The following is a 13,150-nucleotide window of genomic DNA, read 5'->3' as shown; positions in this document are numbered from 1 at the left end:
CGCCCGTGTTGATCAATAGATTCGCGTCAGGAACCAGCCCGTTCCTGACGCGAACCTCTTGATCACCGGGTCGGCCTGCCCCGGTGGGGCGGCAAGATCACGCTCGATCGTGGAAAGAGTGGGGTCGGGCTGTGGTGGAGGGGACTGCATCCGGGATCGAGCACGATCTTGGCGCTCCCGCCCGTGCGGGCAGGGGCGCGGCGGGGGTGAGGTCAGGCCGGGGTGGGGGCGGGTTCGGGGGACGACGGGGTGAGGAGCTGACGGCCGTCCTGTGTCGGGTTGAGCAGCCGGCGCAGGGAGAGCGCGACCAGCGATGCGATCAGGCAGCCGCTGACGACGGCGATGACCCAGATCTTTCCGTCGGCCGCGCCGATCAGCGGGCCGGCGGTCACCGGGCCGATCACCCCGCTGATGCCGAAGATCATCGAACTCATCGCGTTGTAGCGGCCGCGCAGCTCGTCGGTGGCGAGCGCGTTGGTCAGCGCCGGCATCACCGGCGAGAGCAGGGTCTCGCCGAAGCCGAAGATCGCCGAGCAGGCCACCACGCCGAGCGCGGCCAGCAGCGCGTTGCTCGTACCCACCACGCCAGCTGCGCCGAGGACCAGCCAGGCAAGGGCGAACACGGCGCCCACCACGGCGAGCGCGGCGGTGCGGCTGCGCCCCTCCATCCGCCGGATCACCAGCAGTTGGGCGAGCACGATCATCACGGTGTTGCCGGCCAGCGCCCAGGCCACCACCCGTGGGCTGACCTCGACGACCCGGACGGCGTATGCGGCGAAGCCCACCTCGATCTGCGCGTAGCCGCAGGTGGTGAGGACCAGGCCGAAGATCACCAGGCGCCGGAACGGACGGTCCCGCAGTACCGTGAGGTAGCCGCCGGCCGACAGCCGCTCGCCGACCGGCCCGGCGGCTAGCCGGTGGCCGACCCCGGGCAGGGTGAGCAGGATGAGCGCCGGCATCAGGTAGCTCACCGCGTCCAGCAGGTAGATCGTCTGGAAGGTGACCGGGCGGCTGGTGTCGATGATCGCGCCCGAGGTCAGGCCGCCGATGCCGATGCCGAGGTTGAGCAGGGCGAAGTTCAGACCGAAGACCCGCTGCCGCTCGCCGTCGTCGGTCAGCGAGGCGAGGATGGTGTTCTGCCCGGACCAGATGGCCGAGCTGCCGACGGCGATCACCGTCATCACCAGGAACGCCGAGGCGGTCGAGTCGACCAGGGCGAGCGAACCGGTGCCCACCGCCTCGATCAGCAGGCAGGGCAGCACCACCCGGCGGGCACCGAACCGGTCGATCAGCGTGCCGCCCAGTGGGGACAGCGCCAGGGTCACCGCGCCGTACCAGCCGATCACCAGGCCGGCGCGGGCGTCGGTGAGCCCCCGTACGTCGGTGAGGTAGATGAAGAGGAAGGGCAGCGTCAGGCCACGCCCAACCGCCGACAGCAGGGTGCCGAGGAGCATCCGGCGGGCTTCCGGGCGGCGGGGCAGGGCGCGACGTAACATGCCGCGATTCTGGTCGGCGGGTGTGACGAGCAGCGACCCGTTTATCGCCGTCGGCGGGCACGGCGGTCGCGAACGTCGCGCCGTCCCGGTGTACGGGCGTCGCCGACGTGACGAAGCCCACGGGCCCGGTCGACGTCGGAGCGTTCTGCGATGCTGACCCCGTGACCACGACCTGGCGCCAGTTGCCCGCCCCCGCCCGTGAGATCGCGGTGGCCGCCGTCGACGCGGTGACCGCCGCCCAGCAGCGCGACGGTGAGGCGTACGACGCCGCGGTGACCCGGCTCGGCGCGGCCGAACGGTCCGGCCTGGTCCTCGGCGCGGTGGTCCGCCTGCTGTTGGAGGAGAGCCACCCGGACGGCCTGGACGGTGACGACGTCCGCCAGGTGCTGGAGGGCTGCGTCCGGGGCGCCGCGCAGTGGCGTCCCGACGTCGACCCGCACGTGCTGCTGGTGCTGCTCGCCGGCGCGCTCGGGGTGTACGACCCGGACGGCGACGAGTCCCCGCCGGATCCGTCGGCGCTCGCCCGGCACGTCCCGCTGCTCGTCGCCGACCTGCTGACCAGCACCGGCCGACCGCTCGCCGGCTACCTGTCGGCTGCCTTCGCGGAGATCGAGCGCGCCGAGCGGCAGGACTGAGAGCCGCAGCGCCCGCCCAGCTCGGGTCGGGACGCCTCACCGCGCCCGCCGCCGCGTCAGACGCCGCCGGAGCGGCTGATCGGGGAACCGGGCGCGCTGTGCCGGATCTGGGCAGAAGATGGCAGCATGCCCGCCTTCTGGTCCCGCTACGAGCGGACCGAGGAGACACACCGGACGACGAGCTTCGAGATCTTCTTCGATCTCGTCTTCGTCTTCGCGCTCACCCGGATCATCGAGTTCATGGCGGACCAGCCCACCGCCGTCAGCATGACCCGAGGGCTGCTGCTCTTCCTGCTGCTCTGGTTCTCGTGGTCGTCGTACGCCTGGTTGGGCAACGAGGTGCGGGCGGACGTCGGTGTGGTCCGCACCGGCACCCTCGTGGCGATGGCGGGGATGTTCCTGGCCGCGCTCGTCATTCCCGACTCCTGGCGGCATGACGAACACAGCGTCGGCGTGCCCGCGCCGCTGGCCCTGGCGCTGTCGTACATCGTGGTCCGAGGGCTGCACCTGCTGCTCTACCTGCGGGTGTCGGGCAGCCCTCAGCTGAGCCGTACGCTGCGGCTCTACGGCGTCCCGGCGGTGCTGGCCTGGCTTCCGCTGGTGGTCGGCGCGCTCATCGGCGGGACCACCCAGACCCTGCTCTGGGCGCTGGCCTTCGTCATCGACGTCGGCGGCGGTCGGTTCCTCTCCCGGTACAGCCCGTGGCAGCTGCGTAGCGTCAGTCACTTCACCGAACGGCACCGGCTGGTGCTCATCATCGCCATCGGCGAGTCGCTGATCTCGATCGGCGCCGGAGCGGGCACCGAACTGACCAGATGGTCGGTGCTGGTGGCAGCCCTGCTCGGCTTCTCCACGGCGGTCTACCTGTGGCGGCTCTACTTCGACGCGGTCGCGCCGACCGCCGAGAGGGCACTGGCCGAGGTCCCCTGGTCACGCCGGGGCACCATCGCCAGCGACGCGTACAGCCTCGCCCATTTTCTGCTCGTCGCCGGGATCATGTACGTCGCCCTCGGCATCGAGGAGGTGCTGGCCACGCTGATCCACGAGGCCCCCGAGGGCGCGCACGGGGCGCTCAGCATGCCGGGCATCGTCGCGCTCTACGGCGGCGCCGCCCTCTACCTCGCCGGCCGGGCGCTCTTCCTGCGGTTCACCACGGGCCGGGTCACGGTGGCTCCGTTGGTCGGCATTGGGCTGACCCTGGTGCTCCTGCCGCTGGCCCGGCTGCTGCCTGCCCTGGCCGCCCTAGCGCTGTTGGTGGCGGCGCTGGCGGCCCAGCTGGCGGTGGAGCGGCGCGCTCCCGGCCGGCTGGCAGCGGCTGCGGCGTAGCGCCCCGCGTACCTCCGGTCGGGGCCGGCAGCACCTGGGCGGGTGCTGCCGGCCCCGACCGTTCGGTCCCCCCGAGGTCAGCTGGCGGGCGCGCGGCGGGCGACCAGCTCCAGGTACGCGGACGGGATCCGGACCGTGCCGTCGGTGCCGGCGCCGTGCCGGCGAGCCAACTCGACCAGGTCGGCGTGCAGCGCCGGCCGGCGGTCGGCTTCCAGCGCCTCGAACGCCTTCAGCGTCGGGCCGTAGTTGGCCCGGAAGAAGTCGGCGAACTCCTCCGGCGTGGTGAAGCGGAACACGAACTCCCGGCGCGTGGTCCGCAGGTCGTGCACCGACCCGCCGAGCAGCTCGCTCACCCGCTCCACGCTGCCCCACTCGACCGGGGCGCGCAGCCCGGCCGGCGGGGGCACGTGCCGGCCGACCGTACGGAACAGCTCGCCGATGAAGCCGTCCGGTGTCCAGGCCGCCAACGCCAGCGTGCCGCCGGGCCGGCAGACCCGGACCAGCTCCGCTGCCGCCCGCTCCTGGTCGGGCGCGAACATCACGCCGACCACCGAGAGCACCGCGTCGAAGGCGCCGTCGGGGTAGGCCAGCCGCTCCGCGTCGCCGGTCACGAAGGTCACCGGCAACCCCTCCGCCGCCGCCCGCGCGTGACCGCGCTCCAGCAGTTCGGGTACGTAGTCGACCCCGGTCACCAGGCAGCCGCAGCGGGCCGCCGCGATGGCGGCGTTGCCGGTGCCGGTCGCCACGTCCAGCACCCGGGCCCCGGCCGGCAGGTCGGCCGCGTCGACCAGCCACTCGGACATCGGATGGATGCGGGCCGCGACGGCGCCGTAGTCGCCGCTGGCCCAGGTCTTCTGCTGGCGTACCTTGACGGCGGTCAGATCCAGTGTGGTGCTCATCGGTGCCTTCCCTCCGATCGCGAAGCTCGTTGCCGTGCCGACGCTAGGCACGGCGGTGCGCCGGGGGATGGGGAGAACCACCTATGTTGGCGGCAGCAGGCCCTGCCGACGGGCGGCGGCGACCGCCTGGCCCCGGCTCGGGACGGCCAGCTTCTCCAGCACCGCGGAGACGTGGTGGCCGACGGTACGGGCCGACAGCGACAGCCGGCCGGCGATCTCGGCGTCGCTCAGCCCCTCGGCGAGCAGGGCCAGCACCTCGCGCTGCCGACCGGTCAGGCCGGCCGGGTGGGCGGCGGTCGCGGGTCGCGGCCCCCGCGGCACCCGGGCCATGCCCCGCCGGCGCAGCTCCGCCCGCACCCGCTGGGCCGTGCCCGTCGCGCCGAGCCCGTCCAGGATCCGCAGCGCCTCGCCGGCCGCCTCCTCGTCGCCGCAGGCCAGCGCCTCCGCCCGGGCGTACGGGCAGCCCAGCCGCTCCCACTCGCCGGCCGCGCCGGCCCAGTCGCCCTCGACCAACCTGCGGTACGGCGACGCCAGCTCCGGGCCGTCCCCGACCGGCTCGCCGGCGCGCCACAGCCAGTACGCCAGCTCGCCGGCGAACCACGGATGCCCCGCCTCGGCGGCGAGCCGGTAGCCGCGGCGGGCCTCGCCGGCCGCCCGCTCCGGCTCCCCGGCCAGCCAGTACCGCTCGGCCAGCGCCGCCGTGACCGGCCCGACGAACTGCAGCTCGCGGCTCCGCTCCGCCCACCGCGCCGCCGTCGCCAGGTGGTCGGACCCGGCCGGTTCGCCGCGGCGCGATGCGAGCCGGCCGCGCGCGACCAGCGCGGGAATCAGGCTGCCGCCGGGCTGGTCGGGCCCGGCGAGCGCCTGCTCCGCGTCAGTCTGGGCAGCGGCCCAGTCGCCACGGTCCAGCCGCAGCCGGGCCCGGTAACCGAGCAGGTGCCGGACGTACCCGTCGAGGTCACGCGCCCTGGTGAAGCGCAACGCCCGGTCCAGCGCGTCCGCCCCCGCCGTCAGCCTGCGCCACTCCACCGTCATGGTGGCGAGGTTGACCAGCGCCCGGGCGGCGTGGTCGTCCAGGCCGTGCGCGGCGGCGAGCGCGTGCCCGCGCTCCAACTCGGCGATGCCGTCGACGTCGCCGCGCTGCAACCGGGCCGATCCGACGTTCACCAGGGCATGCGCCTCGGTCTCCACATCACCCAGGCGCCGGGCCAGCGCGAGCGCCCGCCCGCCCCAGCGGATCGCCGCCTCGCCGTCGTCGGCGAGCATGAGCAGCTGGGACATGTTGCTGTACGCCATGGCGAGCTGGACGCCGGGCGGTGCGGACTCCAGTACCTCGATCGCCCGTGCCGCCGCCGTCCGGGCCCCGCCGCTGTCCCCGGTCCACCAGGAGAGCCGGGACACCCACCGCAGGTCCTCCCCGATCCGCAGCGGGTCGTCCTCGGTCTCCCGCAGGGCCAGGGCGGAGCGCCAGGCGTCGAGCGCCTCCACGCCCAGCCCGGCCAGGTAACCGGCGGTCGCGTACGCCTCCAGCAGCTCGGCCCGGCGCGGTGCCGGCAGCGCGCGTGAGCGGGGCAGCGCCACCGCGTAGTGGGCCGCGGCCTGCCGGTGCGCGCCCGCCGTGGCGGCCCTACGTGCCGCGATCGGCGCCCAGGCGAGCACGGCCTCGGCGTCGTCGGCGTGGTGGGCGTGGTGCACCAGCCGGGCGGCGTCCACATCGGGCCGGGGTGCCAGCTTCGTCAGGACCGTGACGTGCAGCGCGGCCCGCTGCACCGGCGACAGCGACTCCCGCACCGCCCGGCCGAGCAGCTCGTGGCGGAACATCACCCCGTTGCCCGCCGGTACGAGCAGCCCCCGGTCCAGGCACTCCTGCACGGCCGCCGGGGGTTGGTCGTCGAGCAGGTACGACTCGGCCCGGGACGGCACGACCGAGACCAACCCGGCCACCGCCCGGGCGGCCGGGGAGACCGTCGCGAGCCGGGCCAGCACGAGATCCCGTACGGTCGGCGGCACGCCCGCCCCGTCCGCGGCCAGCACCTCGGTGACCAGCAGCGGGTTGCCCCCGGTGGCCTGGTAGAGGCCGGCGGGGGCCCGGCCCGCGCGGCGGGCGAGTTCGGCGACGGCGGCGGTGGAGAGCGGTGGCAACGGCAGCCGGCGGACCAGCGGCCGGGGCAGCCCGGCGAGCACGGCGTGCAGCGGATGCCCCGGCCCGACCTCGTCGTCGCGGAAGGTCAGCACGAGCAGGGCGCGGCAGCGGGCCAGCCGCCGGCCCAGGAAGGCGGTCAGATCCAGGGTCGCCTCGTCTGCCCAGTGCGCGTCCTCGATCACCAGCACCGGCCGGGGTCGGTGCCGCGGGCCGGCCAGCTCGTCGAGGAGCGCGTCGAAGACCGCGCCCCGGCGCAGCGGGTCCGGCCGGCCGTCGGCGTGCAGCGCGGTCAGCCGCTCCGCCAGCACCCCGCCGACCTGGCGGGCCACGTCGTGCAGTGGCCCGAGCGCCCGTGGGGTGAGCAACGGGTCGCACGACCCCCAGAGCACCCGGGCGCGCGGACCGAGCGCCGCCGCGAACGCCGTGACCAGGGTGGACTTCCCGGCGCCCGCTTCGGCGGCCACGAGCGCGATCTGGCCGCCGCTGGCGGTGGCCGCCAGCAGATCGTCCATCGCGCCGAGCGTCTCCGCGCGCTCCAGCAGCTCCATCGCCGCTGATGCTAACGACGCCCCGGCCAGCCGAAACGTCTCTGACGGCGACCCGACGCGGCTGGCTACCATCCGTGGGTGGGTGAGCGGCTGCCGATGGACCTGACGGCCTACGAGCGGCGGGCCCGGTCCGGCCCGTGCTTCATCTGTTCGTTCCTGGCCGGCGACGCGGACTACGAACACGAACCGCTCTACGACGACGGCTCCTGGGTGGCGTTCCTGAACCGCTACCCGACGCTTCCCGGCTCAGCCCTCGTCGCGCCGCGCCGGCACATCGAGGACGTGGTACGGGACCTCGGGCCGGAGCAGTACCTGAGTCTCCAGGCGGTGGTGCACCGCGTCGCCCGCGCCGTCAGCCGGGTGCTCCGGCCGGAGTGCACCTACCTGCTGTCGCTCGGCAGCAGTCAGGGCAATGCCCACGTGCACTGGCACGTCGCGCCGCTGCCACCCGGAGTCCCGTACGAGCAGCAGCAGTACCGGGCGTTGATGGCCGAGGACGGCGTGCTGCGGCCGACGCCGGCGGAGGTCGCGGATCTCGGGCGGCGGATCCGCGCCGCGCTCGCGGAGCTCGCCGACGAATGAATGAGAGCTGGCGCGCTGGTCGTAGGTCGCTCTCGATCAGCCCGCAGCGGGCAGGCGGCATCCCCTGCGCCGTGGCAGGCTGTCGGCTGGTAGGCAGGACCTGAGGGAGGAACCAGTGATCAGCCAGGTCCCGAGGATCATGTTCGCGGTTGCCGGGTCACTGCTCCCTGTGTGCATCCTGCTTGTCGTCCTGATGGACGGCCCGCTCTGGGCTGGGATGGTCGCCTGGGCCGTCGTCGCCGTAGTGCTCGTGCTCCTGGGGCTGGCGGTAGGTCGCACACGCCGCTGACTTGCGCCCTAACTCAGTGACTTTCGGCGACGCGGTCGCCGAACGATCCGCGCCGGTGGCCGCCAAATTCCGTAGGAGTGCGGTCCGGTGACGGGCGCTAGCATCGGCTACCCCTCACCGTCGCGGTGGGCTCAGCGGAAGGAGCGGCAATGGACGTGTCGGTCGAAATGCCACCGCCGTTGAGTAAGTGCATCATCTTTTGCGAGGTCGAGTGTGTCCGCGAGTGCTGCGGGATCGACGCCGTCTCCACCGATCCCGCCCTTATCGAGGCGTGGTGCCGTCAGGTGGGGTCGGCCGCGGTGGTCGAGGCTCGGCTCCAACTCGCCGAGCTGATCGAGGTGGTCGGGGACCGCTCGCACCGCCTCACGTCGACATTCCTGAACCACCGCACGCACGACGACGCCGCGCGGCGTCAGTTGCTGGACTTCCTGGCCGCGTTCGACGCGGGACTGGCGGCCGGCGACGCGTCGTGAGCGGTCGAGGTGAACGATCCGAACTCTGGATGACTGCGAGGTAACCCACCTCCCACTGATCCCGCGACCGAGGTGCGCCGGAACACCTGGGGCTACAGCGTCTCGTGTGCTGCCTTCTCGCTGCCTTGGAGAGAGCAGTGATCGCCGGAAACGAATCAAGGCCCCTCTGTTGAGGGGCCTTGACCTGCGGTTACCTCTGGTCGGGGTGGCCGGATTCGAACCGACGACCTCTTCGTCCCGAACGAAGCGCGCTACCAAGCTGCGCCACACCCCGAGGCGTGCCGACAAATAGTAGCCCACCCGCCCCGGTGGTCAAACTCGGTACCCCCGCCGCCGGCGCACCCCTCCGAGCCTGGCTCAAGATCCGCACAACTTCCGGGAAGTAGGGGCCTCCCAGGTCGAACGAGGCCACTACTTCAGGGAAGTTGCGCGGATCTTGAGCCGGCACGCACGGCGCGCGGCCCGCGCGGCCCGCGCGGGTCAGCGGGGGATGAGGGTGAGGATGCTCGCCTCCGGGGGGCAGGCGAAGCGGACCGGGGCGGTGGGGTGGGTGCCGAGGCCGGCGGAGACGTGCAGCCAGGAGTCGGAGCCCGGCCAGCGGTGCAGCCCGCGCGCCATCGACCGGGGCAGCCCGCAGTTGGTCACCAGCGCGCCGTACCCCGGCACGCAGACCTGCCCGCCGTGGGTGTGCCCTGCCAGCAGCAGGCCGAAGCGGTCGGCCGCCATCTGGTCGAGCACGGCCGGCTCGGGGGAGTGGGTGAGCGCGATCGACAGGTCGGCCGACACGGCGACCTGGCCGGAGACAGCGGGGTAGTCGTCCCGTTCGATGTGCGGGTCGTCCACGCCGACCAGGTCGATCAGCCGCCCGCCGGCCTTGAGCGTGGTTCGGGCGTTGTTCAGGTCGTGCCAGCCCGCCCCGGTGAACACCTCGCGCAGCTCCTCGTACGGCAGCTCGACGCCCTCGGTGTACTCCCGGTCCGGGAGGAAGTAGGTGAACGGGTTCTTCAGGACCGGGCCGGTGTAGTCGTTGGAGCCGAACACGAAGGCCCCCGGGCGGTCCAGCAGCGGCTGGAGGGCGCGCAGCACCCCGGGCACGGCGTCGGGGTGTGCCATGTTGTCCCCGGTCACCACGACCAGGTCGGGGTCGAGGGCGGCGAGCGACGCCACCCAGCGCTGCTTGCGCGCCTGGTCGGGCATCATGTGCAGGTCCGACAGGTGCAGGACGCGCAGCGGCTCCGCGTCGGCCGGTAGCACCGGCACGTCGTACCGCCGCAGGGTGAACATGTTGCGTTCGATGAGCGACGCGTACGCCAGGGTGGCCGCGCCCACCGCGGCGGCCGAGGCCGCGAGCCGGAATACTGTGCGCTTTCGCATGCCGTTCAGGGTAGTTTGACCGTCCATGAGCACGCTGAAGGACCGCCTGACCGCGGACATGCGGAGCGCCTTGAAGGCGCGCGACGAGCTGACCACCTCCACGCTGCGGATGGCCCTGGCCGCCGTGGGCAACGCCGAGGTGGCCGGGAAGGCCAAGCGCGAGCTCACCGACGACGAGGTGCTCGCGGTGCTGACCAAGGAGGCCAAGAAGCGTCGGGAGGCGGCGAGCGCGTTCTCCGAGGCCGGTCGCGGCGAGCAGGCCGCGAAGGAGTCGGCGGAGGAGGAGGTGCTGGAGCGCTACCTGCCGAAGCAGCTCTCCGACGCCGAGCTGACCGAGCTGGTCACCGGGGCGCTCAGCGCCGGCGGCTTCACCGGCAAGGCGCAGATGGGCCCGGCGATGAAGGCGGCGCAGACCGCGGTCGCCGGCCGGGCCGAGGGTGGCCGGGTGGCCGCCGAGGTACGCCGGCAGCTCGGCCTCTGACCACCAGGGCGGGGTTCACCTGGCCCGTCTGACCCGGTCGCTGCCGCCGGGCCGAGCGTCGGGCAGCTGGGTGGTCGCGCCCCGAAACCGCCGCGGCCCGAAACCGCCGCGCCCCGAAACCGCCGCGCTCCGGAACCGGTAACCCGAAACGGGCGGGCACCCTCGCTGGGTGCCCGCCCGTCGCGGTTCACGCTGTCGACTCGGGCCCGCCCGGCGGTCGCCGCCGGGCCCGAAGCTCAGCCTCAGTTCCGACCGGGCGGCCGGCCGGGCTGATTGCCGGGTGGGTTGCCGGGCTGGTTGCCCGGCGGCGTGGCGCCGCCCCCACCGCTGCTGATCTGGATGGTGACCACGCCGCCCTTGATGGTCCGGCCGTCCGGGCTGGTGCCCGCGGCGGTGCCCGGCGGGCAGCTGGAGGCGACCTTGGTGTCGGAGACGATCGCCTCGAAGCCGGCACCCTTGATCCGGGACCGGGCGGTGTCGACCGACTGGCACTTCACGTCCGGGATGGAACGCTGGTCACCCTCGGAGATCTTCTTGCCGGGTGGCTCGAAGTTGATGCCCTTCTTGCCCTTCATGGCGTCGCGCAACGTCTCGTAGACCGGCGGGTTGATGCCGTTCTTGACGTTGTGCCCCATCTTGACGTTGGTCTGCGGCCAGTCCGGGTCGGCCATGATGCCGGCCACCGCGTACTGCTTGGTCATCGCGACCAGGGCGGCGGTCTTCTCTGAGTCGGTGGTGCCGGACTTGCCGGCCACCGGCTTGCCGACGATGCCGCGCACGTTCGCCGCCGTCCGGCTGCCACCGCACTTGGTGGTCGCGGAGTTGTCGCCGACCGGGCAGCGGGCGGCGTCCACGGCGGCCCGGGCGACCTCGGTGCTGATCCGCTTCTCGCAGCGCGGGTTGGCGATGTCCAGGTTCTTGCCGTCCGGACCGGTGATCTTCTGCACCGGGATCGGCTCGCAGTACTTGCCGTCCGCCGCCAGCGTGGCGTACGCGTTGGCGAGTTCCAGCGGGGTGGTCTGCGAGACGCCGAGGGTGAACGCGCCCCACTGGTGCGCGGCGTCCTTGGTGCCGGCGAACTTGGCGTCCTCGCTCTGCCGGAACTGGATGCCGAGCCGCTTGGCGACGTCGACCACGTTCTCCGCGCCGACCTGCTGCTGCAGCGGCACGAAGTAGGTGTTGATCGAAGCGCTGAAGGCGCTCCACATGTTCTGCACGCCGCCGGCCTTCTTGCCGGAGTTGGTCGGGCAGTAGAAGTGGGTGCCGGGGCAGGCGGCCGGGCTGCCGCTGTCGATGATGTATTCCGACTTGAACTGCTGCGGCGCGTTCATGCTGTAGCTCAGCGGGACGCCCTTTTCCAGCGCGGCCACGATGGTGAACATCTTGAAGGTCGAGCCGGCCTGGTAGCCGGTGATGCCGTCACCGCCGGTGAGCAGCGGGTTCACCGTATTCGGGTAGTTGCCGAGCTTGCCCTTGTTGCGCTGCTTCGGGTCGCTGTGCGGCTTGTTGGTCGGGTGCTTCGGGTCGTCGAGCTTGAAGTTCCGGTTCACCGCGAGGGCCCGGACCCGCCCGGTGCCCGGCTCGACCACCGCCACCATCGCGGCTTCCTTGCTGTTCACGCTCTTGGCCTTGCGGACCGCCCTGTCGGCGCCCTTCTGGGCCTGCACGTCGATCGAGGTGACGACGGTGTAGCCGCCGCTCTTCAGCCGGCGCTCGCGGTCGTACGAGGTCGAGCCGAACGTCTCCTGCTGCATCCACCAGCGGTAGAAGTAGTCGCAGAAGAAGCCCCAGCTGTTGACGTTGGTGGCGACGCAGCCGTTGGGGGTGCGCTTGTCCTTGACCACCAGCTTGGTGGCCTTGGCCGCGTCGGCCTCCTGCTGGGTGATGGCCTTGATGTCGACCATGTTCTGGATGACGTAGTTGCGCCGGTCCAGGGCGAGCGGGTAGCCGCTCTTGGTGGTCGGGTCGTTCGTCGTCGGCGCCTTCACCATGCCGGCCAGCAGCGCGGCTTCCTCGATCTTGAGCTTGCTCGGCGGCTTGCCGAAGTAGACCTGGCTGGCGGCGTAGATGCCGTAGGCGCCGTTGCCGAAGGAGGCGATGTTCAGGTAGCGCTCCAGGATCTCGTCCTTGGAGAGCTCCTTGTCGATCTGGAGCGCGTAGCGCATCTCGCGCAGCTTGCGGGCGCTGGTGTCCTCGGTCGCCGCGACGACGTCGGCCGGGTGGGTGGCCGAGTAGGCGATGGCGAGCCGGACGTACTGCATCGTGAGCGTCGAGGCGCCCTGCCGGCCGTTCGCGCCCTCGTTCTGGTTGTTCACGAACGCGCGGGCGACACCGTTGATGTCGACGCCGTTGTGCTTGTAGAAGTCGTGGTCCTCGGCCGCGATGATGGCCTTCTGCATGTGCGGCGAGACGTCGGCGAGCTTCACGTCACGCCGGTTCTCGTCGTACATCGTCGCGAGCGGCGTCTTGCCGTCCGAGGCGAGCAGGTAGCTGATCTGTGGCGCGCGGGCCACCGTCAGCTCCGTGGGCAGTGCACCGAAGGTCTCGGCGCCGGCCTTGGCGGCAAGTCCGGACATCGCCACCGCGGGGAAGGCCGCCGCCGCGACCACCACGCCGGCCAACAGGCCACAGATGAGTAGCGATGCGGCGTTGGTCAGTACGTTGTGGTCACGTTTCCGCATCCAGGTCACCTCGACAGGGTACGCGTACAGGGAACGAGGGGCGCTGGGGTGTTCTTTCCCCATTTCCTGCGCGCGCTGCCCTCGTTGTGTTAAACGCACGACCCCTGGTGCGTGGTTGCGTGTGACTGGCGCCGAGTCTCCTCCGTCTGGAGTGGGCTCCGCAGCGTTTTCACGTTCTGCCTCGGGGTAACCGGCGAGCGATGGCCCGGGAAGCCGGGAGTGT

Annotated in this window: 10 protein-coding genes and 1 tRNA gene; 5 read left to right on the top strand and 6 right to left on the bottom strand. The window is 72.4% G+C overall.

Annotated elements, in window-relative coordinates; translation table 11 throughout:
- Window positions 1–212: 212 nt before the first annotated feature.
- Window positions 213–1,496 carry an MFS transporter gene (locus ACIBBA_RS03180; protein ID WP_396693212.1) on the bottom strand — a complete coding sequence of 428 codons (1,284 nt, stop codon included), beginning with the start codon at window positions 1,494–1,496 and terminating at the stop codon, window positions 213–215.
- A 161-nt stretch (window positions 1,497–1,657) separates the two neighbouring features.
- On the opposite strand from ACIBBA_RS03180, the gene ACIBBA_RS03175 reads away from it, so the two are divergent.
- Together ACIBBA_RS03175 and ACIBBA_RS03170 are read left to right on the top strand one after the other, a co-directional pair.
- Window positions 1,658–2,131, top strand: a complete 474-nt coding sequence (locus tag ACIBBA_RS03175) for a hypothetical protein (RefSeq protein ID WP_396693209.1) — start codon at window positions 1,658–1,660, stop codon at window positions 2,129–2,131.
- Between the two features lie 126 nt (window positions 2,132–2,257).
- Complete coding sequence (locus ACIBBA_RS03170) at window positions 2,258–3,457, top strand: low temperature requirement protein A (protein WP_396693207.1); 1,200 nt, start codon at window positions 2,258–2,260, stop codon at window positions 3,455–3,457.
- A 77-nt stretch (window positions 3,458–3,534) separates the two neighbouring features.
- Here the strand turns inward: ACIBBA_RS03170 and ACIBBA_RS03165 are convergent, their stop codons facing one another.
- Window positions 3,535–4,356, bottom strand: coding sequence for a class I SAM-dependent methyltransferase (locus ACIBBA_RS03165; protein WP_396693205.1), 822 nt, complete (start codon window positions 4,354–4,356; stop codon window positions 3,535–3,537).
- Between the two features lie 81 nt (window positions 4,357–4,437).
- A complete protein-coding gene (locus ACIBBA_RS03160; RefSeq protein WP_396693203.1) occupies window positions 4,438–7,047 on the bottom strand; it encodes an ATP-binding protein in 2,610 nt (869 codons plus the stop codon).
- Window positions 7,048–7,125: 78 nt separating this feature from the next.
- Between ACIBBA_RS03160 and ACIBBA_RS03155 the strand changes: the two genes are divergently transcribed.
- A complete protein-coding gene (locus ACIBBA_RS03155) occupies window positions 7,126–7,629 on the top strand; it encodes an HIT family protein (protein WP_396693201.1) in 504 nt (167 codons plus the stop codon).
- Between the two features lie 438 nt (window positions 7,630–8,067).
- On the top strand, window positions 8,068–8,391 hold the full coding sequence (locus ACIBBA_RS03150) for a DUF6331 family protein (protein ID WP_396693199.1): 324 nt from the start codon (window positions 8,068–8,070) through the stop codon (window positions 8,389–8,391).
- A 197-nt stretch (window positions 8,392–8,588) separates the two neighbouring features.
- On the opposite strand, the gene ACIBBA_RS03145 is transcribed toward ACIBBA_RS03150, so the two are convergent.
- Window positions 8,589–8,665, bottom strand: a tRNA-Pro gene (locus ACIBBA_RS03145).
- 206 nt (window positions 8,666–8,871) lie between these two features.
- The gene (locus ACIBBA_RS03140; protein ID WP_396693197.1) at window positions 8,872–9,765 is read right to left on the bottom strand and encodes a metallophosphoesterase; all 894 of its coding nucleotides are present in this window, start codon (window positions 9,763–9,765) and stop codon (window positions 8,872–8,874) included.
- 25 nt (window positions 9,766–9,790) lie between these two features.
- Between ACIBBA_RS03140 and ACIBBA_RS03135 the strand changes: the two genes are divergently transcribed.
- Window positions 9,791–10,246 (top strand): GatB/YqeY domain-containing protein, encoded by a 456-nt coding sequence (locus ACIBBA_RS03135; protein ID WP_396693195.1) that lies wholly within the window; start codon window positions 9,791–9,793, stop codon window positions 10,244–10,246.
- 242 nt (window positions 10,247–10,488) lie between these two features.
- On the opposite strand, the gene ACIBBA_RS03130 is transcribed toward ACIBBA_RS03135, so the two are convergent.
- A complete protein-coding gene (locus ACIBBA_RS03130) occupies window positions 10,489–12,927 on the bottom strand; it encodes a penicillin-binding protein (RefSeq protein WP_396693193.1) in 2,439 nt (812 codons plus the stop codon).
- Window positions 12,928–13,150: the final 223 nt, after the last annotated feature.

Origin of the sequence: Micromonospora sp. NPDC051006 (genome assembly GCF_044456245.1) — a bacterium.
In the GTDB taxonomy this organism is placed as follows: Bacteria; Actinomycetota; Actinomycetes; order Mycobacteriales; family Micromonosporaceae; genus Micromonospora.
This window is presented reverse-complemented; position numbering and strand designations above follow the sequence as displayed.

Coding starts and splice junctions, on each gene's coding strand:
- ACIBBA_RS03165 (WP_396693205.1), bottom strand. CDS start 4,356: ATGAGCACCACACTGGATCTGACCGCCGTCAAGGTACGCCAGCAGAAG.
- ACIBBA_RS03150 (WP_396693199.1), top strand. CDS start 8,068: ATGGACGTGTCGGTCGAAATGCCACCGCCGTTGAGTAAGTGCATCATC.
- ACIBBA_RS03135 (WP_396693195.1), top strand. CDS start 9,791: ATGAGCACGCTGAAGGACCGCCTGACCGCGGACATGCGGAGCGCCTTG.
- ACIBBA_RS03180 (WP_396693212.1), bottom strand. CDS start 1,496: ATGTTACGTCGCGCCCTGCCCCGCCGCCCGGAAGCCCGCCGGATGCTC.
- ACIBBA_RS03130 (WP_396693193.1), bottom strand. CDS start 12,927: ATGCGGAAACGTGACCACAACGTACTGACCAACGCCGCATCGCTACTC.
- ACIBBA_RS03160 (WP_396693203.1), bottom strand. CDS start 7,047: ATGGAGCTGCTGGAGCGCGCGGAGACGCTCGGCGCGATGGACGATCTG.
- ACIBBA_RS03170 (WP_396693207.1), top strand. CDS start 2,258: ATGCCCGCCTTCTGGTCCCGCTACGAGCGGACCGAGGAGACACACCGG.
- ACIBBA_RS03140 (WP_396693197.1), bottom strand. CDS start 9,765: ATGCGAAAGCGCACAGTATTCCGGCTCGCGGCCTCGGCCGCCGCGGTG.